Annotated in this window: 19 protein-coding genes; 7 read left to right on the top strand and 12 right to left on the bottom strand. The window is 70.5% G+C overall.

Annotated elements, in window-relative coordinates; genetic code table 11:
* The first annotated feature begins 138 nt into the window (after nt 1-138).
* Complete coding sequence (locus OG266_RS28390; RefSeq protein ID WP_371548992.1) at nt 139-777, top strand: hypothetical protein; 639 nt, start codon at nt 139-141, stop codon at nt 775-777.
* Nucleotides 778-840: 63 nt separating this feature from the next.
* Here OG266_RS28390 and OG266_RS28385 read toward each other — a convergent pair whose 3' ends face one another.
* The 5 genes from OG266_RS28385 to OG266_RS28365 all read right to left on the bottom strand — a co-directional run bounded on the left by OG266_RS28385 (nt 841) and on the right by OG266_RS28365 (nt 8,669).
* Nucleotides 841-2,289, bottom strand: coding sequence for a S28 family serine protease (locus OG266_RS28385; protein ID WP_371548991.1), 1,449 nt, complete (start codon nt 2,287-2,289; stop codon nt 841-843).
* A gap of 127 nt (nt 2,290-2,416) precedes the next feature.
* Complete coding sequence (locus tag OG266_RS28380; RefSeq protein ID WP_266461817.1) at nt 2,417-2,806, bottom strand: hypothetical protein; 390 nt, start codon at nt 2,804-2,806, stop codon at nt 2,417-2,419.
* Between the two features lie 88 nt (nt 2,807-2,894).
* A complete protein-coding gene (locus OG266_RS28375; RefSeq protein WP_371548990.1) occupies nt 2,895-6,614 on the bottom strand; it encodes an ABC transporter ATP-binding protein in 3,720 nt (1,239 codons plus the stop codon).
* Nucleotides 6,615-6,701: 87 nt separating this feature from the next.
* Nucleotides 6,702-7,733, bottom strand: coding sequence for an esterase-like activity of phytase family protein (locus OG266_RS28370; RefSeq protein WP_371548989.1), 1,032 nt, complete (start codon nt 7,731-7,733; stop codon nt 6,702-6,704).
* An 84-nt stretch (nt 7,734-7,817) separates the two neighbouring features.
* The gene (locus tag OG266_RS28365; protein WP_371548988.1) at nt 7,818-8,669 is read right to left on the bottom strand and encodes a serine hydrolase; all 852 of its coding nucleotides are present in this window, start codon (nt 8,667-8,669) and stop codon (nt 7,818-7,820) included.
* Between the two features lie 207 nt (nt 8,670-8,876).
* On the opposite strand from OG266_RS28365, the gene OG266_RS28360 reads away from it, so the two are divergent.
* The 3 genes from OG266_RS28360 to OG266_RS28350 all read left to right on the top strand — a co-directional run bounded on the left by OG266_RS28360 (nt 8,877) and on the right by OG266_RS28350 (nt 12,740).
* Entirely contained in the window at nt 8,877-11,180 is a 2,304-nt protein-coding gene (locus OG266_RS28360) for an ArnT family glycosyltransferase (RefSeq protein ID WP_371548987.1), read from the top strand.
* 241 nt (nt 11,181-11,421) lie between these two features.
* On the top strand, nt 11,422-12,225 hold the full coding sequence (locus OG266_RS28355) for an endonuclease I family protein (protein WP_266461804.1): 804 nt from the start codon (nt 11,422-11,424) through the stop codon (nt 12,223-12,225).
* Between the two features lie 26 nt (nt 12,226-12,251).
* On the top strand, nt 12,252-12,740 hold the full coding sequence (locus OG266_RS28350) for an ATP-binding protein (protein WP_371548986.1): 489 nt from the start codon (nt 12,252-12,254) through the stop codon (nt 12,738-12,740).
* A gap of 38 nt (nt 12,741-12,778) precedes the next feature.
* Here the strand turns inward: OG266_RS28350 and OG266_RS28345 are convergent, their stop codons facing one another.
* The 3 genes from OG266_RS28345 to OG266_RS28335 form a co-directional block, all read right to left on the bottom strand.
* Nucleotides 12,779-14,464: a thiamine pyrophosphate-binding protein gene (locus OG266_RS28345; RefSeq protein WP_371548985.1), complete on the bottom strand. Its 1,686-nt coding sequence runs from the start codon at nt 14,462-14,464 to the stop codon at nt 12,779-12,781.
* Entirely contained in the window at nt 14,461-15,429 is a 969-nt protein-coding gene (gene speB, locus OG266_RS28340; RefSeq protein ID WP_266461794.1) for an agmatinase, read from the bottom strand. The genes OG266_RS28345 and speB overlap by 4 nt, the downstream gene beginning before the upstream one ends.
* A gap of 63 nt (nt 15,430-15,492) precedes the next feature.
* Nucleotides 15,493-16,956, bottom strand: coding sequence for a sodium:solute symporter (locus tag OG266_RS28335; RefSeq protein ID WP_371548984.1), 1,464 nt, complete (start codon nt 16,954-16,956; stop codon nt 15,493-15,495).
* Nucleotides 16,957-17,158: 202 nt separating this feature from the next.
* Between OG266_RS28335 and OG266_RS28330 the strand changes: the two genes are divergently transcribed.
* Nucleotides 17,159-18,667, top strand: a complete 1,509-nt coding sequence (locus OG266_RS28330) for a PucR family transcriptional regulator (protein ID WP_371548983.1) — start codon at nt 17,159-17,161, stop codon at nt 18,665-18,667.
* Between the two features lie 253 nt (nt 18,668-18,920).
* On the top strand, nt 18,921-19,709 hold the full coding sequence (locus tag OG266_RS28325; RefSeq protein WP_371548982.1) for a phosphatase: 789 nt from the start codon (nt 18,921-18,923) through the stop codon (nt 19,707-19,709).
* 21 nt (nt 19,710-19,730) lie between these two features.
* Here the strand turns inward: OG266_RS28325 and OG266_RS28320 are convergent, their stop codons facing one another.
* The 4 genes from OG266_RS28320 to OG266_RS28305 form a co-directional block, all read right to left on the bottom strand.
* Nucleotides 19,731-20,708, bottom strand: coding sequence for a cation diffusion facilitator family transporter (locus OG266_RS28320; protein WP_266461780.1), 978 nt, complete (start codon nt 20,706-20,708; stop codon nt 19,731-19,733).
* Nucleotides 20,709-20,718: 10 nt separating this feature from the next.
* Complete coding sequence (gene tesB / locus OG266_RS28315) at nt 20,719-21,585, bottom strand: acyl-CoA thioesterase II (protein ID WP_371548981.1); 867 nt, start codon at nt 21,583-21,585, stop codon at nt 20,719-20,721.
* Between the two features lie 35 nt (nt 21,586-21,620).
* Nucleotides 21,621-22,778 carry an acyl-CoA dehydrogenase family protein gene (locus tag OG266_RS28310; protein ID WP_266461774.1) on the bottom strand — a complete coding sequence of 386 codons (1,158 nt, stop codon included), beginning with the start codon at nt 22,776-22,778 and terminating at the stop codon, nt 21,621-21,623.
* Nucleotides 22,779-22,945: 167 nt separating this feature from the next.
* Nucleotides 22,946-23,539 carry a TetR/AcrR family transcriptional regulator gene (locus OG266_RS28305; protein WP_371548980.1) on the bottom strand — a complete coding sequence of 198 codons (594 nt, stop codon included), beginning with the start codon at nt 23,537-23,539 and terminating at the stop codon, nt 22,946-22,948.
* Between the two features lie 86 nt (nt 23,540-23,625).
* Between OG266_RS28305 and OG266_RS28300 the strand changes: the two genes are divergently transcribed.
* A complete protein-coding gene (locus tag OG266_RS28300) occupies nt 23,626-25,245 on the top strand; it encodes a carboxyl transferase domain-containing protein (RefSeq protein WP_371548979.1) in 1,620 nt (539 codons plus the stop codon).
* Nucleotides 25,246-25,248 lie beyond the last annotated feature (3 nt).

Here is a 25,248-nt window from a genome sequence, read left to right as displayed (position 1 = left end):
AAGTGGCGCAAAGCCCCCCACATGCCTGGCGTGGTCCGCTGTCGCGGGTCACGCTGGGCAGGGGTACCGGGGGGATTGCCAATGCGAGCCATGCGGGGTGCACATACCGTGCTGGGCCGGAGCACGTCGGGGCGGGGCGTGCTGGGACGGAGAGGGCTGGGCGCGCTGTCCACGTGCGCGCTTGCGGTGTCGATACTCACCGGCTGCGACGCGCTGTCGAGTTCCTCCGGACCCACGGAGCCCTCCGCGTCCGTGCCCGCCGGAGGTACGGCGTCGGTCCGGCCCTCGGGCTACGGCGCCGTGTTCCTCGCGGTCGGCGAGTGCAGCTCGTTCGGGACGACCAGCTTCACCGAGGTGCTCTGCACCAGCGAACGGGCGGCCGCGCGGGTCGTCGCCCGCTACGACGGCAAGGTGGCGGACGGCCCCTCCTGCCCTGCGAACACGGACTTCGTCCTGCACATCAGCGAGACGCGGCCCGCCTCGGACGAGGACGGCGACGGCGCGGTCCCGCAGGGCTACGCCTGTATGCGCAAGCTCGAACCGCCGCACCCCGGCGACCCGGGCGGCGGAGGAGGCCCCCGCACCCTCGTCGGCGACTGCGTCTACAGCTCCGGCAGTGGCAAGGTCCGCGAGACCGCCTGCGACGGCACGGGCAGCAAACCCCCGGAGTACAAGGTGACTTCGGCGGTCGAGGACCGCTCGAAGTGCCCGCCCTCGACCGAGCTGTACGTCCAGCTCGGCGGCGTAAAGCCGGTGGGCTGCGCCCGCCCGATATAGCGAACGGGCGGGCGCAGCAAGGGAGTTGCAGCCGCGGACGGAAGTGCGTCCGCGGCCCGGGAGTTACGGCCGCAACGCGGGCTCGCGCTCCACATCACGCTGGTCGAGCTTCGCGTCGAACTTGGCCAGCGGCTTGGCCGCCGCCGGGTCCGACTGGACCGCCGCCGAGGCGACGCCCGCCCACTGGAGGATGCGGGCCGTGGCGAGGGCCTTCTCGTCGGCGACGAGACCCGCGACGTTGGCGCCGTGGTTCAGGCCCGGCGCGGTGAAGACGTAACTGTCGTGCGCGCCCTTGCCGAGGCGGAAGCGCTCGGCGCCCCACGGGTCGTTCTGGCCGTAGACGTACAGCATGTGGTTGGCGTTGTTCTTGACCCAGGAGTCCACGTCACGCATCGCCGACGGCTGGAACTTCATGGGGATGTCCCGCGGCACGAAGTTCCGCGGCGGCTGGTAGCCGTAGCGGATCAGGCTCTTCTCGATGTGCGGGAACCCGATGGTCGGCGCGCCCAGCTGCGTACCCGCCTGGTAGTAGTACGGCGTGTACGGCTCCAGGCCCTGGTCCGTGTAGAAGGAGAACCCGGAGATCGTGTCGATGGAGGTCCAGATCTCCTCGTCGGTGGCGTTCACCGCGTCCGCCGGGATCGTGTCGCAGTCGGCCAGCAGGCTGTACTGCCAGAAGCCCCAGACGTAGTCGAGGACGACCGCTTCGTACGCCTTGTCGAGGCTGCCGATCGTGGTGAAGGTGTACTCGTTCTCGGCCGCGTAGGCCGCGTACGTCTTCTCCAGCGGCTCACGGCGTACGAGCGCCTCGCGCTGCACGGCGTTGAGCCGGTCGCGGCACTCCTTGGTGCCGACGCCGGCGAAGAAGCGGTCGTAGGCCGAGTCCTCGTTGTTCACCACGTCGTTGGGGGCGACGTACGCGACGACGCCGTCCATGTCACGCGGGTAGAAGCGCTCGTAGTACGTGGCGGTCATGCCGCCCTTCGAGCCGCCCGTGGAGATCCACTTCTTGTCGTAGATCGGCTTGAGGGCCTTGAAGATGCGGTGCTGGTCGCTGGCCGCCTGCCAGATGTCGAGCTTGGACCAGTCGGCCGGGTCGGGCCGGGACGGAGTGAAGAAGCGGTACTCCATCGAGATCTGGTTGCCGTCCACGATCTGGGTCGGCTCGCGGCGGCTGGGCGTCGTGGAGACGAAGTAGCCGCCGGTGTAGAAGACCGTCGGGCGCGCGGTGTCCTTGTGCAGCACGGTGATGCGCTGCTGGAACGTGCCCTTGGACGGGTGCCGGTGGTCGATCGGCTGGGTGTAGTTGAGAACGAAGTAGCGGTAGCCGGTGTACGGCTTCTCCTGGACCAGGCTCATCCCGGGTATCGCGAGAAGCCTGTCCAGTATGTCCGCACTGGTCGTGCTGGTGCCGGTGGTGGCCTCCGGCTGGGCGGCGGTGGCCGCCCCCGCCGTGCTCAACGTGCCTATGAGCACTGTGAGCGCCAGCAGCCATCTGAGCGCCTTGCGCATGCACCCTCCCCTGGAGTTACGCAGATGTCCGCCGGAACCTAGCGGAGCAACTCGCGTGACACCAGGGGTGATTGAGCAATCCCTGTGGGATTGCGGTGATTCGGCTGAGAAGGTTCCGGAAGGTGCTTCAGCACAGGATCCAGCCCGAGCTCACCGAGCCCCTGCCGACGGAGCCCGTGATCCACACGCAGCGGCGTCCCGCGTGCACCTTCGCCGGGCCCGCGTGGTGCGAGAACAGCCCCTCGTCCTTGTCCGGCCGGCCGCCGCGGGCACGCACGCTGACGGACATGTACTTCCGGGCCCCCTGCCTCTTCGGGAAGGTCACGGCGCAGACGTATCCGCGGCTCTTGTAGACCCGTACGGTCCCGGTCGAGAAGGGCAGCTTGCGGACCTCGCGGCCCGAGCAGTACGAGGCGGCGGCCGCCGCGCTGCCGGGGCTCATCAGCGCGAGCAGCCCGGACGCGGTGAGCACGGCCAGACCGAGCGCCACCCGTCGGCGTAGCGCACCAATGTCCACTGTCGTCCCTCCCGTACCGCAGCCCATGAGCGTACTGGTGTACGGACGCACGAGGTACGTCGAATGGTTGCGCGAAGGTGAGAGAGGTTCAGACCACGTGGCCGACGGGCTCCCCCGGCTCGGCCGCCCCCACGAAGGTCCGCCACAGCTCCGCGTACTGACCGCCCCGTGCGAGCAGCTCCTCGTGGGTGCCGTCCTCGGCCACCCGCCCACGGGCCATCAGCACGACCCGGTCCGCGCGGGCGGCCGTGGTCAGGCGGTGGGCGACGACGAGGGTCGTACGGCGGCCCGCGATGCGGTCGGTGGCCTGGTTGACCAGTGCCTCCGTCGCCAGGTCCAGGGCTGCGGTGGCCTCGTCGAGGAGCAGGATGTCCGGGTCGACGAGTTCGGCGCGGGCCAGCGCGATCAGCTGGCGCTGTCCGGCGGACAGGTTGCGGCCGCGCTCGGCGACCTCGTGGAGGTAGCCGCCGTCGAGCGTCGCGATCATGTCGTGCGCGCCGACCGCGCGTGCGGCAGCCTCCACCTGGGCGTCGGTCGCGTCGGGGCGGCCGTAGGCGATGGCGTCCCGGACCGTCCCCTGGAAGAGGTACGCCTCCTGCGGGACGACGCCGAGGCGATGGCGGAAGGAGGTGATGTCGAGGTCGCGAAGGTCCGTGCCGTCGACCGTCACCCGCCCGCCGGTCGGGTCGTAGAAGCGCGCGACCAGCTTCACGAGCGTCGACTTGCCCGCGCCGGTCTCGCCGACGAAGGCGACGGTCTGCCCGGCGGGGATGCTCAACGACACCTGGCTCAGGGCCTCTTCGTCGTCGCCGTACGCGAAGTCGACGTCCTCGAAGGCGATTTCGCCCCGCAGGGACAGCACCTCGAGGGGCTTGTCCGCGGCCTCCGTCGATGTCGGCTCCTGGAGCAGCTCCTGGATCCTGCCCAGCGACACCGTCGCCTGCTGGTAGCCGTCGAAGACCTGCGAGAGCTGCTGCACGGGCGCGAAGAACAGGTCGATGTAGAGGAGGTACGCCACCAGCGCGCCCGTCGTGAGCGTCCCGGCGTCGACGCGGTTCGCGCCCACCACGAGCACCGCCGCCCCGGCCACCGACGCCAGCAGCTGCACGAACGGGAAGTAGACCGAGATCAGCCACTGGCCGCGCGTACGCGCCTGCCGGTAGCTGTCGCTGCCCGCCGCGAACCGCCGCACGCCCGAGCCCTCGCGCCGGAACGCCTGGAGGATCCGCAGCCCGGAGACCGACTCCTGGAGGTCGGCGTTGACCACCGACACCCGCTCGCGGGCGAGTTCGTACGCCTTCACACTCGCCCGGCGGAAGAAGAACGTGCCGACGACCAGCACCGGCAGCGTCAGGAAGACGACCAGCGCCAGCTGCACGTCGATCACCAGGAGCGCGGCCATGATGCCGAAGAAGGTGACGACGGCGACGAAGGCGGTGACAAGACCGGTCTGCAGGAACGTCGACAGCGCATCCACGTCCGTCGTCATCCGGGTCATGATCCGCCCGGTCAACTCCCGCTCGTAGTAGTCGAGTCCGAGGCGCTGCAGCTGCGCGAAGATCTTCAGCCGGAGCGAGTACAGGACCCGCTCCCCCGTCCGTCCCGTCATCCGCGTCTCGCCGATCTGCGCCACCCACTGGACGAGCACGGTGATCAGCGCGAACCCGGACGCCGCCCACACCGCGCCGAGCGCGACCTCGGAGACGCCCTGGTCGATGCCGTGCCGGATCAGCACGGGCAGCAGCAGGCTCATGCCGGCGTCGACGGCGACGAGCCCGAGGCTGAGGAGCAGCGGCGCCCCGAAGCCGCGCAGCAGCCGCCGCAGCCCGTACGACTCCTCGGGCCTGACCGCGCGCGCCTCGTCGATGCCGGGGGTGTCGGTGGCCGGGGGCAACGCCTCGACCTGGGTGAGGAGTTCGGGGGTGGCGGGCATCCCGGCGAGCGCGTTGTCCTTGGGCTCGCGGTCGCCGGTCCACAGCCGTGGGGTGACCCCGCGCTCGGCGTCGAACTCGGCGTCCAGCTCGTCCCGTACGGAGGTGTCCTCCTGCGGCACTGCGGGCAGGGCGTGTCCCGGGGAGACGCCGCCCAGCTCGTCGGGGTCGGTGAGCAGCCGCCGGTACAGCGGAGAGCGCCGCTGGAGTTCCTCGTGCGTGCCGATGTCGGCGAGGCGTCCGTCGTCGAGTACGGCGATGCGGTCGGCGAGGTTGAGGGTGGAGCGGCGGTGTGCGATCAGGAGGGTGGTGCGGCCCTCCATGACCTGGCTGAGCGCCTCGTGGATCTCGTGCTCCACGCGGGCGTCCACGGCGGAGGTGGCGTCGTCGAGGACGAGCAGGCGCGGGTCGGTGAGGATGGCGCGGGCGAGGGCGACGCGCTGACGCTGGCCGCCGGAGAGGGTGAGGCCGTGCTCGCCGACCGTGGTGTCGTAGCCCTTCGGCAGCTCGCTGATGAAACGGTCCGCCTGGGCGGCGCGGGCGGCGGTCGCGATCTCCTCGTCACTCGCCTCCGGGCGGCCGTACGCGATGTTGGCGCGAACGGTGTCGGAGAAGAGGAAGGAGTCCTCGGGGACGAGCCCGATCGCGGCCCGCAGCGACTCGGTCGTCAGCTCGCGCACATCGTGGCCGCCGACGAGAACGGCGCCGTGCGTCACGTCGTAGAAGCGGGGAAGCAGCAGCGAGACCGTCGACTTGCCGGACCCGGAGGAGCCGACGACGGCGAGGGTCTCGCCGGGCCGGATCTCGAAGCTCAGCCCGTCCAGGACCGGCCGCCCCTCCTCGTATCCGAAGGACACGTCGTCGAACTCGACGGTCGCGGGCGCGTCGGCGGGAAGGGTCTTCGTCCCCTCCTTGATCGACGGCTCGGTGTCGATGAGTTCGAGGACGCGCTCGGCGCCGGCCCGGGCCTGCTGTCCGACGGTCAGCACCACGGCCAGCATGCGCACGGGCCCGACGAGCTGCGAGAGGTACGAGGAGAACGCGACGAAGGTGCCGAGCGTGACCTGTCCGCGCACCGCGAGCCAGCCGCCGAGGGCGAGCATCGCGACCTGTCCGAGGGCGGGTACGGCCTGAAGCGCCGGGGTGTACTTGGAGTTCAGCCGGATCGTCCGCAGCCGCCCCGCGAAGAGCCTGCGCCCGACCTCCCGGAGCTTCCCGGTCTCCTGCTCCTCCTGCCCGAAGCCCTTCACCACGCGTACGCCGCTGACGGCGCCGTCGACCACACCCGCGACGGCGGCGGCCTGGGCCTGCGCGTACCAGGTGGCGGGGTGCAGCCGGGAGCGGCTGCGCTTGGCGACGACCCACAGGGCAGGGGCGACGGCGAGCGCGACGAGGGTGAGCGGGAGGGACAGCCAGGCCATGATCCCGAGCGAGATCAGGAAGAGGAGCACATTGCCGATGGTCATCGGCAGCATGAAGAGGAGGCCCTGGATCAGCTGGAGGTCGCTGGTGGCGCGCCCGACGACCTGTCCGGTGGACAGCTCGTCCTGGCGGCGGCCGTCGAGCCGGGTGATCGTCTCGTACATCTCGGTACGGAGGTCGTGCTGCACGTCGAGGGCGAGGCGGCCGCCGTAGTAGCGGCGGATGTAGGTGAGGACGTAGACGACGGCGGCGGCGGCGATCAGCGCGCCCGCCCAGGGGGCCATGTCCTTGGTGTGGCCCACGACCACGTCATCGATGATCACCTTGGTGATGAGCGGGACGAGCGCCATGATCGCCATGCCGCCCAGCGAGGAGCCGAGCGCCAGCACGACGTCCTTCGGGTGCCGCCATGCGTACCCGGCGAGTCGCCGTGCCCATCCCCCTTGCGCTGCCACGCGGGTGCCTTCCGTAGATCTCAGTCCGCCGGAAGGCACCAACGCTCAGCGAAGCGGATTTCATCCCTCCGCAACAAAAGGGGCGGCTTATCGGGGCAGCCGGACGCGCAGAGAGTAGAAGCGGGTGATCTGGGCCGCGTTCTGGTTGTCGTCGCTGACCAGGAGGAGGTCCAGGCGGCCCTTGGTGCGGCCGGTGATCGTCAGGCCCTCGATGTTGTCGAGGAGCGGGTTGGGCTGGGGCTGCTTGGCCGTGGCACCCAGTGACGGGCAGTTCACCAGGTCGGCGAGCAGGGTCTTCTTGACCAGTCGTACGCCGTCCTGCCCGGTGAGCGTCGCCTCACCGGCGGTGTCCGTGGCGTGCCGCAGGTCGGCCAGATAGAGGCGGACGGTGTTGCCGACGCCCGCGGTGAAGCCGCGCTCCAGGACGAGGAGGCGGCCGTCGGGGGTGGCGGTGGCCTCGGAGACACCGAGGCCGGTGTCGGTGCGGTAGCCGTACTGGGCACCGAGGCGGAAGGTCCCCTTGCTCCGGTCCCAGGTCTGGAAGCGGACGATCTCCTTGCTGTCGCCGCTGATGCTGTTCTCCATCGTGGCGAGGACGGTGCGACCGCCCGGCAGCAGGGTCAGGCCCTCGAAGGTCTGGTTCGTGGTGGCGCGGCCCGCGGGGGCGACCCTGAGGGCGTCCGGTACGGGGAGACGGTCGAGGATCTTGCCGTCGCGGGAGTAGCGGCGTACGGAGGGCTCGGTCTCGGAGGAGATGAGCCGCGTGCCGTCGCGGTCGACGACCAGGCCCTCGGAGTCGAGCGCGGCACCGTTCTCGTCGGCGAGCGGGACGACACCGGTGGGCTGAAGGGTCTTCGCGTCGAGGGTGAAGAGGGAGGACCGGTCGGATACGGCGGCGATCTGGCCGTTCCGGTCCACGGCGAGCGCGGAGAAGTTGCCGACGAAGGTGCCCTCGTACGTCGTCTTGTCGAGCGCGTCGGAGAAGCCGGCGATGGCGACGGAGGGCGAGCAGGCGTTGGCGCTGCTGCTCGAAGCGGCGGTGGCGGGCCCGGCGGCGGTGAGGGTGGTGGCCGCCGCCAGGCCGGCGGTGAGGGTGGCGAGTACGGTTCGCAGGCGCATGGCGACACGGTAGGCGGCTGCTGGTTTAGGGCAGGCGTACTGGTCGTGAATTCCGGGGAGTTGGGTCCTCCCTCGATGCGCCGGTCAGCTGGCCGCCAGGTCCTTGTGGATGACCTTGGCCACGGCCTGGATGGTGTTGATGCCGTACTGCATGGTGCTGTTGCCGTGCGTCAGGACCGTGATCGTGTAGTCGTGGCCGCCGCCCTTGAAAGTGCCGACGCTGTGCACCCGCCAGCCGTGCGTGGCCCGCGACAGCCAGCCGTTCTTGACGTGCACGGCGACACCGGCGGGCGCCCCCGCCGGCGTACCCCAGCGCTGGGAGGAGATGACCTGACCCATCAGCTTGAGGATGTACGCGCGGGCGTTGTCGCTCAGGACCGAGTTCTTCGCGGTGGTGAGCGCGAGCAGCTTCTGCTCGTCGCGCACGGTGATCTGGGTCAGGCCCCAGTAGCCGTCCGCTCCCGGCTTGGTCTGGGTCATCCCGGCGGCGGTGAGGAAGCCCTTGATCTTCGTCAGGCCGAGCTGACGCCACAGGGTGCTGGTCGAGGCGTTGTCCGACTTGGTGATCATGGCCTTGGCGAGGTCGGCCTCGCGCTGTGTGAGGTAGCGGTTGTGCTTCTTGGCGTCCCACAGCAGCGTGGCGAGGACGGTGACCTTGACGACGCTGGCCGAGTCGTACGCGGTGGACGATCTGAGAGAGCAGGTCGTCTTCGTACTGCGGTCGTAGAGGCCGACCGCGATGGTGCCCGTACGGTTCGCGAGCGCGGCGGTGATGTCCCTCTGAAGCTTCGTGGCCAGCCCCGCCTTCGCGGACGTACAGCTGACCTGCGGCGTGGCTGCGGCAGCGGGCGCCGCGGCGGCCACCAGCGGTATGAGCATCCCGGCGCCGATGCCTGCGCCGAGCACGCGGGCGCGCCGCGATATGCGGTGAGTCATGAAGGCTTCCCGTCCCCTTGGGTGGATACGAGCGCACCCCCGGCACGCTCGCCCCCTTTGACTCACCTGTGTGTACGAATGGTTGTACGGCTTGCCGAACGTGTTGGCGAACCGTTGTACGGGCCGTGACCGACAGTTGCCGGGATTCACAGGTCGCCCCCAGGTAGGCCACAGCGCGCGCCCACCGCCTGTTCGCAGGATGCGCTGGTGACATCTGCCACCGACCCACACCCCCACGCCCCCGTGGCCCCCGACTCGCCCGCTCCCACGCCGCCCGGACCGCCCGGGCCACCGGAGAAGGCGCCGCGCTGGTCACTCCCCGCCCTGATCGCGATCATGCTGCTGGCCGCAGTGCTGTACTCCTGGAACCTCTCCTCGTCCGGTCTGAACAGCTTCTACAGCGCCGCCGTGCTGAGCGGCACGCAGAGCTGGAAGGCCTGGTTCTTCGGCTCGCTGGACGCGGGCAACTTCATGACCGTCGACAAGCCGCCCTTCGTCCTGATGGTGATGGGCCTGTCCTGCCGCGTCTTCGGCTACGGGACCTGGCAGATGATGGCGCCGCTGATCGCGTCCGCGGTCGGCACCATCTGGATCCTGCACTCCTCCGTGAAGCGGGTCTTCGGACACGCGGCGGCCACCGTGGCCGCGCTGGTCCTCGCGCTGACGCCGATCACGGTGGCCATCAACCGGGACAACAACCCCGACACGCTGCTCGTCCTCCTGATGGTGGCGGGCGCGGCACTCGCGCTGCGCGCGACGCGGGACGGCAGGCTGCTGCCGCTCATCGGCTCGGCGGTCTGCTTCGGGCTCGCGTTCAACACGAAGATGCTGCAGGGCTACATCGCGCTGCCCGCCGTCTTCGCCGTGTACCTGTACGCGTCCCGGCTCGGCCTCGTGAAGCGCATCGTGAACCTGCTGATCGCGGGCGTGGCCCTGGCGGTCGCCAGCTTCTGGTGGCCTGCCGCCGTGTCGCTGGTACCCGCCTCCGAGCGGCCGTACATCGGCGGCTCGACGGACGGCACCGCCTGGAACCTGATCATGGGCTACAACGGCCTCGGCCGGGTCTTCGGCGGCGAGGGCAACGGCGGAGGCGGCGGGGGTGGCGGAGGCGGCTTCTCCGGGACCGCCGGCATCGGCCGGATGTTCAACGACACGCTGGGCGGCCAGATCTCGTGGCTGCTGCCGTTCGCGGGCATCGCGCTGGTCGGCGGCCTGGTGCTGTGCGGGCGGGCGCCGCGCACGGACCTGACGCGCGCCGCGCTGGTGCTGTGGGGCGGCTGGACCGCGCTCCACTTCCTCACCTTCAGCATGGCCGAGGGCACGATGCACCCGTACTACACGACCGCCCTCGCGCCCGGTATCGCGGCGCTCTGCGGTGGCGGCGGCGTCATGCTGCTGCGTGCCTTCCGGGCGGACAAGCGGTGGGCGTGGGTGCTGCCCGCCGCTCTGGCGGTCACCGGCATCTGGGCCGTCGTGCTGCTGCGCCGGGCCTCCGGCTGGAACACCTGGCTGTGGCCGACGATCGCGGTGGTCATGGCGCTGGCGATCGTGGGTCTGCTGGTCTTCCGCTCCGGTCACCGGGCACGGCTCCTCGCGGTCTCCATCGCCGCGGCGGTCGTCGCGTCGGTCGCGGGGCCTGCCGCGTACGCCGCCTCGGTGCCCGCGGGCACGGCCGGCGGCATGGGCGGCACCAACCCGACTGCCGGGCCCACGACGGGTGGCGGCGGTTTCGGTGGAGGAGGCGGGGGCGGTGGCGGCCGGATGGGCGGCGGTGCCGCGATGGCCGGTGGCCAGCAGCCCGGCGCCGAGCAGGGCGGCCAGGCGGGTGGCACGGGTGGCGCGCCGAGCGGCATGCCCAGCGGGGCGCCGGGCGGCACTGCGCCCGGGGGCCAGCAGGACGGCGGTCAGCAGGGCGGCGGTCAGCAGGGCGGCGGCATGGGTACGCCCCCGAACGGCGCCGACGGGACCGGCGAGGCGGCCGAAGGAGCTGCCGGAGGCGCAGCCGGCGGGGCTGCCGGCCAGCGCGGTGGCGCGGGCGGCGGTTTCGGTGGCGGTGGCGGCGGCATGGGCGGCGACACCAGCAGCGAGCTCATCACGTACCTGAAGAAGAACCAGGACGGCGCCGAGTGGCTGCTCGCGGTGTCCAGTTCACAGACCGCCTCGTCGCTCATCCTGAGCAGCGGGGAGCCGGTCATCTCCATGTGGGGCTGGTCCGGCACCGACAAGGCGATGACGCTCGCCAAGCTCAAGGAGCTGGTGAAGGCAGGCGAGTTGCACTACATCCAGCTCGGTGGCGGCGGAGGCGGCGGCATGGGCGGCGACTCCAGCATCAGCTCGGAGGTCACCACCTGGGTGGAGAAGAACGGTACGGCGGTGAAGGAGAGCGAGTACAGCGGCAGTTCCTCCTCCACGTCCGAGTCCGATTCCGCTTCCGATTCCACTTCCGACTCCGCGACCGGAACCCAGAACACCCAGTCGCTCTACCGGCTCGACCCGTCGGACGTCAACTAGGGGAAACCCTCCTCCAGTTGGGGTAAACCCTCGCGCAGAGCAACCTCTGACCGTTCTCACGGTCAGGGGTTGCTCTCTATTCCATAACGTCACACAAACGCCTCTCACTGGTTACACGGCCGACCCCCAACACATGCCACGCTCCCGGTTACCAAAAAAGTCAACACGCGTAGAACGCAGCATCGTTGAGGCGAACGCAGCCGCGTTCACATGTGTGCCGATCCCGGGAAAGGGCACCCCCATGTCCGTTGCGCAGATAGGCAGATGGAAGGCGCTTGCGGTGGCCACGTCCGCCGTTCTCGTCGGCGTCACCCTCCCGACCTTGGCAGCGTCCCCCGCCGCTGCCACAACCACCGCGTACGACAGCACGTACTACAAGAACGCGATCGGTAAGACCGGCACGAGCCTGAAGTCCTCGCTGCACACGATCATCGCCCCCCAGACCAAGATCTCGTACTCCGCGGTCTGGAACGCGCTCATGGTGACCGACCAGGACCCGAACAACAGCAGCAACGTGATCCTGCTCTACAGCGGCGTCTCGCGCGCCAAGTCCCTCAACGGCGGCGACGTGGGCGACTGGAACCGCGAGCACACCTGGGCCAAGTCCCACGGCGACTTCGGCGAGGCGACCGGTCCCGGCACGGACCTGCACCACCTGCGTCCCGCCGACGTCCAGGTCAACAGCATCCGTGGCAACAAGGACTTCGACAACGGCGGCAGCACGGTCACCAACGGCGGCGGCAGCCTCACCGACTCCGACTCCTTCGAGCCGCGCGCCGCGGACAAGGGCGACGTCGCCCGCATGATCCTCTACATGACGGTCCGCTACGAAGGCGACGACGGCTGGGCCGACCTCGAGCCCAACCAGCTGGTGAACAACGGCAGCAACCCCTACATGGGCAAGCTCTCCGTCCTCAAGGCGTGGAACGAGGCGGACCCGCCCAGCGCCTTCGAGGAGAAGCGCAACCAGCTCATCTACGACAACTACCAGCACAACCGCAACCCGTTCATCGACCACCCGGAGTGGGTCGAGGCGATCTGGTAGCCACCTGCCGACCGGTTGAACTCCCCGTGCCCAACGGGGAGTTCAACCTCGGCAACCTGCTCGGCCAGGAGGGGACCCGCATGCCCGAAACAGCCACCGACTCCGCTGTCACCGACGCTGCTGTCACCGACGCCACCTGGCAGCTCCCGCGCACCCCGCGCAGCGCCCCGCACGCCCGACAGCTGCTCCGCGCCCAGCTCACCGACTGGCAGATCGACGGTGAAGTGGCCGAAACGGCCGAGCTGTTGCTCACGGAACTGGTCACCAACTCACTCCAGCACGCCTGCACCGCGCCCGGCCTCGGGATCGGTCTGCGCCTGGCGACGTACGACGGTCTCCTGCGCGTGGAGGTCGCCGACGCGGACGACCACCGCCCCCTGCCCCGGCAGGCGGCCGCGGGAGACGAGGGCGGCCGGGGACTCACCCTCATCCAGGCCTTGGCCCAACGCTGGGGCTACTGCCCCCGGTTGGGCGCCGCCGGCAAGGCGACCTGGGCGGAACTGGCGCTGCCCTAGCGAACCAGGGGCGCCGTGGCCGTCAGCCCAGGTGACCGTCAGTCCAGATGCGTCGGCGCGAACATCCGCAGCACCGCCGGGAGCAGCACCACCGAAGGGCCGGGTGTCGCCAGGGCCTTCGACAGGTCCGTCTCCAGGGTCTCGGGGCTCGTGCGCACGCCCGGCACCCCGAAGGACTCCGCGAGGGCCACGTAGTCGGGGCGGGCCAGCTCCGTCGCCGTGGCCTGGCCGAAGGCGTCCGTCATGTACTCGCGGAGGATGCCGTAGCCGCCGTCGTCGACGATCAGCCAGGTGACGTTGAGGTCGTACTGCCTGGCCGTGGCGAGTTCGGCGATCGAATACAACGCGCCGCCGTCACCCGAGACCGCGAGGACCGGACGGGTCGGGTCCGCGGTCGCCGCGCCCAGTGCGGCGGGGAAGCCGTAGCCGAGGCCGCCCGCGCCCTGGGCGGAGTGCATGGTGTTCGACCCGCGCGGGTCGAAGGCGGACCACGCCCAGTACGCCAGGATCGTCATGTCCCAGAAGGACGGGGAGCCGGCCGGCAGCGCCTGGCGGACGGACGCCAACACGTCCTGTTCCAGGGTGAGTTCCTGGGCGGCGATGCGCTCCCCGACCCGGGCGAGCACCGTACGCACCCGCTCCCGCGCCGTGTCGTCCGCGCGGTCGGAAACCGTCTCCAGGAGCGCCGACAGCGCAAGGCGGGCGTCCGCGTGGATGCCGAGCGCCGGGTGGTTGGACTCCAGTTTGCCGAGGTCCGCCTCGATCTGGACGACGCGGCCCCGGGGCTTGAACGTGTGGTAGTTCGACGACAGTTCGCCCAGGCCCGAGCCCACCACGAGGAGGACGTCCGCGTCCTCCAGGAAGTCCGTGGTGTGGCGGTCCTCCAGCCAGGACTGGAGGGAGAGCGGGTGTTCCCAGGGGAAGGCGCCCTTTCCGCCGAAGGTGGTGACGACGGGGGCGTTCAGCTTCTCGGCGAGTTGGCGGAGCTTGCCGGACGCGTCCGCTCGTACGACTCCGCCGCCCGCGATGATCGCGGGGCGGGCGGCGTTCGACAGCAAGTGGGCCGCCACTGCTGTGAGTTCGGGGCGCGGGACCACGTCCTCCGGGGTCGCGTCCATCGCCGTCACGACCGGCAGTGACGTCTCGGCGAGGAGCACGTCCTGAGGGATCTCCACCCACACCGGGCCGTGCGGGGCCGTCAGCGCCGACTCCCACGCCGCCGCGATCGCCGACGGGATCTGGGACTGACTGCGGACCGTGTGCACGGACTTCACCACTCCCCTGAACGACGCCTGCTGGTCGGGGAGTTCATGCAGATAGCCGTGGCGTCCGCCGCCGAGCCCGGCGGTGGGGATCTGGCTGCTGATGGCGAGGACGGGGGAGGAAGCCGCGGCCGCCTCCTGGAGCGCGGCCAGCGAGGTCAGCGCGCCCGGGCCCGTCGACAGCAGCAGCGGGGCCGCCTCACCGGTGATGCGGCCGTACGCGTCCGCCGCGAACCCCGCGTTGTTCTCGACGCGCAGGCCCACGTACTGGAGGGAGGAGCGGCGCAGGGCGTCGAACATGCCAAGCGCGTGCTGCCCTGGCAGGCCGAAGACGGTCGTCGCGCCGAGACCGGTGAGGGTCTCCACGACCAGGTCTCCGCCGTTGCGCCCGGGGGGCGGGTTCAGGGCGGCTGCGGTCTGGGCGGCCGTGGGGCGGAGCTCCAGGTCGTGGTCGTGGGTCACTTCGCGCGTGCCTCTGCAATCTGGCGGGACATGATGGTCGTGAGTTCATACGCCGTGTGGGACGCGGCCACCGCCGTGATCTCGGCGTGATCGTACGCGGGCGCGACCTCGACGACGTCGGCCGACACCAGGTTGCAGGACGACAACCCCCGCAGGATCTCCAGGAGTTCGCGGGAGGTCATGCCGCCCGCTTCCGGCGTGCCCGTGCCGGGCGCGTGCGCCGGGTCCAGGCAGTCGATGTCAATGGAGATGTAGAGAGGGCGGTTGCCGATGCGCTGGCGCAGCTGGTCGGCGACCTCGTCGGCGCCGCGGCGGTAGATGTCCGCCGAGGTGACGATGCCGAAGCCCATCTTCTCGTCGTCGGTGAGATCCTGCTTGCCGTACAGCGGGCCGCGGGTGCCGACGTGCGAGAGCGCCTCGGTGTCGAGGATGCCCTCCTCCACCGCCCGGCGGAATGGCGTGCCGTGCGTGTACTCGGCCCCGAAGTAGGTGTCCCAGGTGTCGAGATGGGCGTCGAAGTGGAGCAGCGCGACGGGGCCGTGCTTCTTGGCCACGGACCTCAGCAGCGGCAGCGCGATGGTGTGGTCGCCGCCCAGCGTCATGAGGCGGGCGCCGGTGCCGAGCAGTTCGTCGGCCGCCGCCTCGACCGTCTCCACGGCCTCGTTGATGTTGAACGGGTTCGCCGCGATGTCACCGGCGTCCGCGACCTGCGCGAGGGCGAAGGGCGAGGCGTCCTGGGCCGGGTTGTAGGGGCGCAGCAGCCGGGACGCCTCGCGGATCGCGTTGCCGCCGAAGCGGGCGCCCGGCCGGTACGAGACGCCGGAGTCGAACGGCACCCCGACCACGGCGACGTCGGCGGTGCCGACCTCGTCGAGGCGCGGCAGCCGGGCGAAGGTCGCGGGTCCTGCGTACCGCGGGATGCGGGACGAGTCGACGGGGCCGCGGGGCGTCTCGTTGCTGCTCATGATGAAATGCCTTCTTTCCTACGCAACATCGCGTATGTACAACTAAGTACCGCTGATACGACTCTACTGGTGAGCCGGGACTGGTTCGGACAAGGGTTCGGCGACCCGGCCCGCGAGGCGCTCGCGCCAGGCGACCAGTACGGCGGCGTCGGTCGCGGGCGTGGCCAGCGAGACGATCACATAGACGGCCAGCGAGGAGAGCAGCCCGTAGTACACGGGCTCGTTCGCGAGGATGCCGTACGTCGCCATCAGGCCGATGACCGCGACGCCGCCGACCACGACGGAGGCGAGTGCGCCCTGCGCGGTGCCGCGCTTCCACAGCAGCCCGCCGAGGATCGGGACAAGGAGCCCGCCGACGAGCAGGTTGTACGCGACGGTCAGCGCCTCGACGACGTTGTTGAGCGCGATCGCCGTACAGATCACCGCGATGCCCATGACCAGGATGAAGACGCGGTTGTCCCTGACCTCGTCGCGCTCCTCGCTGTCCTTGTCCGCGGTGGCTCCCCGCAGCCGCGACCAGATGTCGTTGTTGGCGACGGTGGCGCAGGCTATGAGCGCGCCGGAGGAGGTCGACATCACGGCGGCGAGGGCGGCGGCGAGCACCAAGCCCCTCACCCCGACCGGGAGTTCGTCCTTCACGATGGTCGCGAAGGCGGTGTCGGCGCTGGGCAGCGTCGGGTACATGACCTTGGCCGCGGTACCGATGACGGCGCCCGCGACGGCGTACACCAGGCAGTACGTACCGGCGACCGTGCCGCCCCACTTCGCCGTGGTGTCGCTGCGCGCGGTGAACACGCGCTGCCAGATGTCCTGCCCGATCAGCATGCCGAAGGTGTAGATGAGCACGTACGTGAAGATCGTCTCGCCGCCGATGCCCAGCGGGTCGAAGTACTCGGTCGGCAGCTTCGCCTTCATCTCGCTGAACCCGCCGGCCTTGACGACCGCGATGGGCAGGAGCAGGAGCAGCACACCGATGGTCTTGACGACGAACTGCACCATGTCGGTGAGCGTGATCGACCACATGCCGCCGAGCGTCGAGTACGCCACGACGATCGAGCCGCCGAGGACGATCGCGAGCGTCCGGTTCATGTCGAAGAGGACGTCGAAGATCGTGGCGTACGCGATGGTCGAGGTGACCGCGAGCATGAGGGTGTACGCCCACATGACGACACCGGAGATGACCCCCGCGCGGCCGCCGTAGCGGAGGTCGAGCATCTCGGAGACGGTGTAGACCTTCAGGCGGGCGATGCGCGCGGAGAAGAAGATCGACAGCGCGAGGAGTCCGAGGCCGATGGCGAAGACCATCCAGGCCCCGGAGAGCCCGTACTGGTAGCCGAGGCCGACCCCGCCGATGGTGGACGCGCCGCCGAGCACGATCGCGGCCATGGTCCCCGAGTACATGGCGGGGCCGAGACGCCGCCCCGCGACGAGGAACTCGCTCTTCGACTTGGCACGGCGCATGCCCCACCAGCCCATGGCCAGCATGCCGGCCAGATAGACGACGATCACTGTGTAGTCGACGGCCATGGGGGTCTCCTCCGAGCGCTCGGTGGCGTGTCGTGCAGGTGGGTGTGGGGCTCTGGCCCTGAGGACCGGCCGGTGACTGATCGCGGGGACATCCGCCCGTACCCGCTGCTACCGGCGGTCACGACACTAGGTGGCCGGAAAGCGACTCTGAAGTGTACGTTTCATCCACTGCCGCTGAACCGGATGGAGGGAACGTCCACCCATGCCGGACGCATCCGCCCTGCCTGCCTCACCCACCTCGCCCGTCCCGCCGACTCCGCCCGTACCGCTCTCCGCGCTCCTTGCCCGCGAGGATCTCGGCCTGCATCAGATCGCCGGCCCCTCCGACCCGGACACGGTGATCCACTGGGCGCACACCTCGGAGATGGCGGACCCGTACCCCTACTTGCTGGGCGGCGAACTGCTCCTCACCGCCGGCGTCCACATCCCGGAGGCGGCAGGCTCGGGCACCTACTTCGACGACTACGTCTCCCGAATCGTCGCCGCAGGCGGCACAGCCCTCGGCTTCGGCCTGGCCCCGGTCCACGACACGGTCCCGCGCGCCCTGGTCGCCGCCTGCGACACATACGGCCTCCCCCTCCTGGAGGTCCCACCCCGCACCACCTTCTCGGGAGTGGCCCGAGCCGTCTGGCAACTCATGGCCCAGGCCCGCCACACGGAGCTGCGGCGGGTCACGGAGGCCCAGCAGAGCCTCGCGGCGGCTGCTGCCCGCCCGGATCCGGTACCCGCGGTGCTGCGGCAGCTCGCGCGGCGGGTGGGGGGCTGGGCTGTGCTGTACGGGCCGGAGGGGGCGGAGCTTGCGCGGGCGGGGAGGGTGGCGGGGGAAACCGCCGTGCAGGCCCTCGCCGAGTTGGCCCGGGTCGTGCGGCCCGGGGGGACCCAGAGTGGCCCCTCGCCCGCCTCCGCCACCGACACCGTGGGTGGCACGCATCTCGCCGCCTACGCCCTGGGGGCCGGACAGGGTTTCGTGCTCGGGGTCGGGGCGCCGCGGCGTGAGCCCGGGGATCACACCATCGCGTCTGTGGCGGCCGTGCTGCTCTCCCTTCTCACCGGGGAGCACCAGAGCGGCAGTGGGGCGGCGCGGTCGGCGGCGCTCGTGCGGTTGTTGCTGGGGGCCTCGCCGGAGGCGGTCGCGCCGTTGCTGGGCGGCGGGGAGCGGTGGATCGTCGTGCACGCGCGGCCCGCCGGGGACGGCCCCGCGCCGGACGCCGTCGCCGCCTCCGCGCTGGGTGCGGCGCTGGGCTCCGCGCTGGTCGACACGGGCCGCGACGTCGTACGCGTCCTCGTGCCCGGCGACCGTGAGCCCGCCCCGCAGGCGGGCTGGACCTGCGGGGTCAGCGCGCCCGTCGGCCCGCACGAGTGGGTGGCGGCCGACGCACAGGCCGCCCGTGCCCTGGCCCGCGCCCGTGCCACCCGTACGGCGCTGGTCCGCCACGGGGAGCGTCCCGCGCTCGCCGATCTCGTGCCCGCGTCGGACGCCGAGGCCCACGCGCGCGCCCTGCTCGCCCCGATCGCCGCGAATCCCGCGCTCACCGAGACCTTGCGCACCTGGCTCTCCCTGCACGGGAGTTGGGACCGTACGGCGGTGGCGCTGTCCGTCCACCGCAACACGGTGCGCCAACGCATCGCGCGGTGCTCGGCGTTGCTGGGGGCGGACCTCGATGATCCGGATGTGCGGATGGAGTTGTGGTTCGCGTTGCGGGACGGGTGAGGCACAGGCGCCAAGTCGAGCCCTTCAAGAGGCCGAGACGGGTGGGTGGGTGGGAAACACGCCGCGGAGCGGCTGGGAGTGTTCTGCCGCGGAGCGGCCTGGGAAAGCCCGTCGCGGAGCGGCGGAGCCCGGTCACTCCGGCCGGCGGCAACACGGCACCCGAGGCCCACAGGACCCCGTACACACAAGTGACCCGTATCCCAGGGTTCGGGACATCCGGGTCGCCCGGCGGCGCCGACGGCACAATGGACCTATGCCGATACCCGGGATCCCCAGCCGCCAAGAGCTCGTCGACCACCTCGTCAGGACGCGTATCGCGGGCGACGTAGCCACTCCCCGCGAGAACAACCTCTCTCACTACCGCAAGCTGGCGAACGGCGAGCGCAACTGGTGGCTCGGACTCGAGCTCGGTGACCGCTGGAGCGACGAGCAGGACGTGCTCGCGGTGATGGCTGAGCGCTGCGGTGTGAACGACGACCCCGAGTACCGGTACGGGCAGGACACCATCGACCCGGAGCTGACGGTCGACGCCCTGGACCGGGCGGCGGCACGGCTGCGCAAGGCGGCCGACGGCACCCAGAGCGTGCTTTTCGCGACCGGCCACCCGGGCGGCCTGCTCGACGTGCACCGCGCGACCGCCGGGGCCCTGCGCGCGGCCGGCTGCGAGATCATCGTCATCCCGGACGGGCTGCAGACCGACGAGGGATACGTCATGCAGTTCGCGGACGTCGCGGTCCTCGAACACGGCGCCACCCTCTGGCACACCCATTCGGGCGAGCCTATGCGGGCGATCCTCACCGGCCTGGAGCGGGAGGGCCGCCCGCTGCCCGACCTGGTCTTCGCCGACCACGGCTGGGCCGGCTTCGCGGGCCAGCAGGGCATCGACTCCATGGGCTACGCCGACTGCAACGACCCCGCCCTGTTCCTCGCCGAGTCCGAGGGCACCCTCCAGGTCGCGATCCCGCTGGACGACCACGTCACCAGCCCGCGGTTCTACGACCCGATGACGGCGTACCTCCTGGACGCGGCGGGCCTGCTCTGACCCCACCCGCTCAATCCGTGGTCACGGCCACGGATTGAGCCCCTCCTCCCGCCGCTGCGCGTACCCCGGCGTCGGGTCCAGATACACGCGGCTCACCCCGGGGAACACCTCCCGCAGCCGCGCCTCCGCCTGTTCGCAGGCCCACTCGATCTGCGCGGCCGTCGACACATCCCGGAAGTCGACCTTCGCGGCGACCAGCGCCTCGTGCGGCCCCTGCACCAGGGTCGTCAACTCCAGTACGGCTTCCACGTGTTCCACCGCGAGGAGTTCGGCCCGGATCCGCTCCCGCATCGGCTTGGGCAGCGGCCGCCCGATGAGCAGCTCGGCGTTGGAGCGGCCGAGGACCCAGGCGACGTACAGCAGGAGCAGGCCGATGCAGAGGGAGGCGACGCCGTCCCAGACCCCGGAGCCGGTGAGCTGTCCGCCGAGCAGGCCGCCCGCTGCGAGCAGCAGGCCCACCAGCGCGGCCGAGTCCTCCATGACGACGGCCTTCACGGCGGTGTCGGGCGTGTGCCGGAAGTAGAGCTTGAAGGACGCCCCGAAGCGCTCCGCCTCGCCCCGCGCCTGGCGGACGCCGGTGCGCAGCGAGTAGCCCTCCAGGAGGAAGGCGACGGCAAGCACGATGTACGAGATGAGCGGGTCGCCGAGTTCCTCGCCCGCGACGAGGGTGTGGATGCCGTCGTAGATCGAGAACACCGCGCCGCCGACGAAGGTGGCGACCGCCGCGAGCATCGCCCAGATGTAGCGCTCGGGCCCGTATCCGAGCGGATGGTCCTCGTCCGCCGGTTTCTCGCTGCGCTTCAGCGCGGTCAGCAGCAGCAACTCGGTGACCGTGTCCGCCACCGAGTGCGCCGCCTCGGACAGCATCGCGCTGGATCCGCTGATCACGCCGGCGACGGCCTTGGCGAGTGCGATCCCGAGATTGGCGACGGCGGCGACGATCACCGTGAAGGTGCTCTCGCCGCCGCCCTGTTGTTCCGCCTGTGCAGCTTCAGCCATGCCCCAAGTGTTACCGGGGGACGCGGACCACGCCCTCCTGGATCACCGATATGGCGAGTTGTCCGTCCTGCGTGTAGATGCGGGCCTGGCCCAGACCCCGCCCGCCCGACGCGGACGGCGACTCCTGGTCGTACAGCAGCCATTCGTCGGCACGGAAGGGCCGGTGGAACCACATCGCGTGGTCGAGGGAGGCGCCGACGACATCGCCGACGGCCCAGCCGCCGCGCCCGTGGGCGAGCAGGATGGAGTCCAGGAGCGTCATGTCGGAGACGTAGGTGGCCAGGCAGACGTGCAGCAGCGGGTCGTCGGCGAGTTTGCCGTTGGTGCGGAACCACACCTGCGAGCGCGGTTCGCGCGGCTCCCCGAACCTGCCGTACGGCGGGTCGTCGACGTAGCGCAGATCGACCGCGGCGCGCGACTCCAGGAACTTCTCCACGACGTCGGGGTCGAGGTGCTTGTACGCGGGGAGCCGCTCCTCGGCGGTGGGGAGCGTGGCGGGGTCGGGCGCGTACGGCATCGGCGTCTGGTGGTCGAAGCCCTCTTCGCGTTTCTGGAAGGACGCGGAGAGGTGGAAGATCGGCTGCCCGTGCTGGACGGCGACCACCCGGCGGGTGGTGAAGGAACGGCCGTCGCCGATGCGGTCCACGGTGTAGACGATGGGCGCGCCGGCGTCGCCGGTGCGCAGGAAGTACGAGTGGAGGGAATGGGCGAACCGGTCGTCGGGGACCGTACGCCCCGCGGCGACGAGCGCCTGTGCCGCGACCTGTCCGCCGAAGACTCGTGGGACGACGGCGGACCGGGACTGGCCGCGGAAGATGTTCTCCTCGATCTGCTCGAGGTCGAGCAGATCGAGGAGAGACTGAAGTGCCTGACTCATGGAGCCATTTCTACTGGCCAGTAATTTCGGGAACCTTACAGGCCCATGTCCTTCGCGATGATCATCTTCATGACCTCGCTGGTGCCGCCGTAGATCCTGTTCACACGGTTGTCCGCGTACAGGCGGGCGATCGGGTACTCGTTCATGAAGCCGTAGCCGCCGTGCAGCTGGAGGCAGCGGTCGATGACGCGGTGCGCGACCTCGGTGCAGAACAGCTTGGCGCTCGCGGCCTCGGCCGGGGACAGCTCGCCCGCGTCGAGGGCCTCCAGGGAGCGGTCGGCGACGGCCTGCGCGGCGTCCACCTCGGCCTGGCAGGCGGCCAGCTCGAACTTGGTGTTCTGGAAGTGGGCGACCTGCTTGCCGAAGACGGTGCGCTCCTGGACGTACTCCTTGGCGAACCGGACGGCCGCCGCAGCCTGCGCGTACGCGCCGAACGCGATGCCCCAGCGCTCGGAGGGCAGGTTGCCGCCGAGGTAGTAGAAGCCCTTGTTCTCCTCGCCGAGCAGGTCCTCGACCGGCACCTTCACGTCGACGAACGCCAGCTCGGCGGTGTCGGAGGTCTTCAGGCCGAGCTTGTCGAGCTTGCGGCCTATCGAGTAGCCCTCGGACTTGGTGTCCACGGCGAAGAGGGAGATGCCGAAGCGGCGGTCCTCGGCCGTGGGCGCGGACGTACGGGCGCAGACGATGACCTTGTCCGCGTGCACACCGCCCGTGATGAAGGTCTTGGAGCCGTTGAGGACGTAGTGCGTGCCGTCCTCGGAGAGCTTCGCGGTGGTCTTCATGCCCGCGAGGTCGGAACCGGTGCCCGGCTCGGTCATCGCGAGGGCCCACATCTCCTCGCCGGAGACGAACTTCGGCAGGAAGCGCTTCTTCTGCTCGTCGGTGGCGAGCGCCTTGATGTAGGGCAGGCCGAGCAGCACATGCACACCGGAGCCGCCGAAGGAGACACCCGCGCGCGCGGTCTCCTCGTACATCACGGCCTCGAACTTGTACGAGTCGATGCCCGCGCCGCCGTACTCCTCGTCCACACGGATGCCGAAGACGCCCAGCTCGGCCAGCTTGTAGTAGAAGTCGCGCGGCGCCTGGCCCGCGGCGAACCACTCGTCGTAGACGGGGACGACCTCGGCCTCGATGAAGGCCCGGAGGGTCTCCCGGAACGCCTCGTGGTCCTCGTTGAACACAGTACGGCGCACCGCCGACACCTCTCTGCGCCTAAGCCGGCGCCGCTCTCGCGTATCTGGTTGCTCGCCGTGGGGGTTGCTCAATTGATGGTTACGGTCCCACGGCTAAGCGCTTGCTCAGCATCCAGGTTACCGGGCAGTCACGAGCGGCGTCCAGAGCAACCGTCCCGAGACGCTCGTCACGTCCCCGCCGCCTCGAAGGCGCCCCTGGCCATCCGGTGCAGCAGAGCGGCACTGGTGGCGCGGCCCGGCAGTGAGCCCGGGCGGGCCAGGTGCGGTGTGGAGTTGAGCAGCCCGAAGACCGAGTGCACCGCCGAGCGGGCCGTGGGTTCGGCCAGGGCCGGATAGACCTCGCGTACGACCTCCACCCACAGCTCGACGTACTGGCGCTGGAGCTGCCGCACGAGCTTGCGGTCGCTGTCGCGGAGGCGGTCCAGCTCGCGGTCGTGCAGGGTGATCAGGGGGCGGTCGTCGAGCGCGAAGTCGATGTGCCCCTCGATGAGGGAGTCGAGGACCTGCTCCGAAGGGTTCCCGTCGGCCTCCGCGACGCGCCGCTTCGCGCCGGTCAGCAGCTGTCCGCTGATGCCCACGAGGAGCTCGGCGAGCATCGCGTCCTTGCCGGGGAAGTGCCGGTACAGACCGGGGCCGCTGATGCCGACCGCGGCCCCTATCTCATCCACTCCCACACCGTGGAAGCCGCGCCCGGCGAAGAGCCGGGCGGCTTCCTTGAGGATCTGCTCGCGACGGGTGGGTGCGTCGGTTCTCGTGGCCATGAAAGTAATTCTAGACAGGAAGGTTAGCGGTCGTTAACCTGAAGGAAACGCGTTAACGCTCATTAACAAGGTGAGGGGTCCGCGCAATGCACCACGAGGCACCGGAGCTGACGAGCGCGGCAGACCCCGCGTCGGAGGCCTGGCGGGCCAATGAGGCGGCCCATCGCGCGCTGGGCGAGGAGCTGCGGCAGAAGCTGGCCGCGGCCCGGCTCGGCGGCGGCGAGCGGGCGCGGGACCGGCACACCGCGCGCGGGAAGCTGCTGCCGCGCGACCGCGTGGACACGCTCCTGGACCCGGGCTCGCCCTTCCTGGAGCTGGCACCGTTGGCCGCGGACGGGCTGTACGACGGGCAGGCCCCGGCCGCCGGAGTGATCGCCGGGATCGGCCGGGTGAGCGGCCGCGAGTGCGTGATCGTCGCCAATGACGCGACCGTCAAGGGCGGCACGTACTACCCGATGACGGTGAAGAAGCACCTGCGCGCCCAGGAGGTGGCGCTCGAGAACCGCCTCCCCTGCATCTACCTGGTGGACTCCGGGGGCGCCTTCCTCCCCATGCAGGACGAGGTCTTCCCCGACCGCGAGCACTTCGGGCGGATCTTCTACAACCAGGCGCGGATGTCGGGCGCCGGCATCCCGCAGATCGCGGCCGTCCTCGGCTCCTGCACGGCGGGCGGCGCGTACGTGCCCGCGATGAGCGACGAGGCCGTGATCGTGCGCAATCAGGGCACGATCTTCCTCGGCGGCCCTCCCCTGGTGAAGGCCGCCACCGGTGAGGTCGTCACCGCCGAGGAACTGGGCGGCGGCGAGGTCCACGCGCGCGTGTCGGGCGTCACCGACCACCTCGCCGAGGACGACGCGCACGCGCTGCGGATCGTACGGAACATCGCCGCGACCCTCCCCGCGCGCGGGCCCCTGCCATGGACGGTCCAGCCTTCGTCCGAGCCCAAGGTCGATCCGTACGGGCTGTACGGCGCCGTGCCGGTCGACTCCCGCACCCCCTATGACGTACGCGAGATCATCGCGCGCGTGGTCGACGGTTCACGTTTCTCGGAGTTCAAGGCGGAGTTCGGGCAGACCCTGGTCACCGGCTTCGCGCACATCCACGGACACCCGGTCGGGATCGTCGGCAACAACGGCATCCTGTTCTCCGAATCGGCCCAGAAGGGCGCCCACTTCATCGAGCTGTGCGACCAGCGGGGCATCCCCCTGGTCTTCCTGCAGAACATCTCGGGGTTCATGGTCGGGCGGCAGTACGAGGCCGGTGGCATCGCCAAGCACGGCGCCAAGATGGTCACGGCGGTCGCCTGTACACGGGTACCGAAGCTCACCGTGGTGGTGGGCGGGTCGTACGGAGCGGGCAACTACTCGATGTGCGGCCGGGCGTACTCGCCGCGCTTCCTGTGGATGTGGCCGAACGCCAAGATCTCCGTGATGGGCGGCGAGCAGGCCTCCTCCGTCCTCGCAACCGTCAAGCGCGACCAGTTGGAGGCGCGCGGGGAGTCCTGGCCCGCCGAGGACGAAGAGGCCTTCAAGGATCCGATCCGCGAGCAGTACGAGCGCCAGGGGAACGCCTACTACGCGACGGCCCGCCTCTGGGACGACGGCGTGATCGACCCGATGGAGACCCGGCAGGTGCTGGGGCTCGCCCTGACCGCTTGCGCCAACGCGCCGCTGGGTGAACCCCAGTTCGGCGTCTTCCGGATGTGAGGG

It is taken from the genome of Streptomyces sp. NBC_00554 (genome assembly GCF_041431135.1).
Lineage (GTDB): Bacteria > Actinomycetota > Actinomycetes > Streptomycetales > Streptomycetaceae > Streptomyces.
The sequence above is the reverse complement of the archived record's forward strand: the minus strand, read 5'-3'. Positions and strand labels throughout refer to the sequence as shown.

Excerpts from the sequence above, each read along its gene's own strand:
- OG266_RS28370 (WP_371548989.1), bottom strand. The coding sequence starts at position 7,733 with ATGCGCCTGCGAACCGTACTCGCCACCCTCACCGCCGGCCTGGCGGCG.
- OG266_RS28355 (WP_266461804.1), top strand. The coding sequence starts at position 11,422 with ATGTCCGTTGCGCAGATAGGCAGATGGAAGGCGCTTGCGGTGGCCACG.
- OG266_RS28330 (WP_371548983.1), top strand. The coding sequence starts at position 17,159 with ATGCCGGACGCATCCGCCCTGCCTGCCTCACCCACCTCGCCCGTCCCG.
- OG266_RS28325 (WP_371548982.1), top strand. The coding sequence starts at position 18,921 with ATGCCGATACCCGGGATCCCCAGCCGCCAAGAGCTCGTCGACCACCTC.
- speB (WP_266461794.1), bottom strand. The coding sequence starts at position 15,429 with ATGAGCAGCAACGAGACGCCCCGCGGCCCCGTCGACTCGTCCCGCATC.
- tesB (WP_371548981.1), bottom strand. The coding sequence starts at position 21,585 with ATGAGTCAGGCACTTCAGTCTCTCCTCGATCTGCTCGACCTCGAGCAG.
- OG266_RS28365 (WP_371548988.1), bottom strand. The coding sequence starts at position 8,669 with ATGACTCACCGCATATCGCGGCGCGCCCGCGTGCTCGGCGCAGGCATC.
- OG266_RS28320 (WP_266461780.1), bottom strand. The coding sequence starts at position 20,708 with ATGGCTGAAGCTGCACAGGCGGAACAACAGGGCGGCGGCGAGAGCACC.
- OG266_RS28385 (WP_371548991.1), bottom strand. The coding sequence starts at position 2,289 with ATGCGCAAGGCGCTCAGATGGCTGCTGGCGCTCACAGTGCTCATAGGC.
- OG266_RS28335 (WP_371548984.1), bottom strand. The coding sequence starts at position 16,956 with ATGGCCGTCGACTACACAGTGATCGTCGTCTATCTGGCCGGCATGCTG.
- OG266_RS28300 (WP_371548979.1), top strand. The coding sequence starts at position 23,626 with ATGCACCACGAGGCACCGGAGCTGACGAGCGCGGCAGACCCCGCGTCG.
- OG266_RS28305 (WP_371548980.1), bottom strand. The coding sequence starts at position 23,539 with ATGGCCACGAGAACCGACGCACCCACCCGTCGCGAGCAGATCCTCAAG.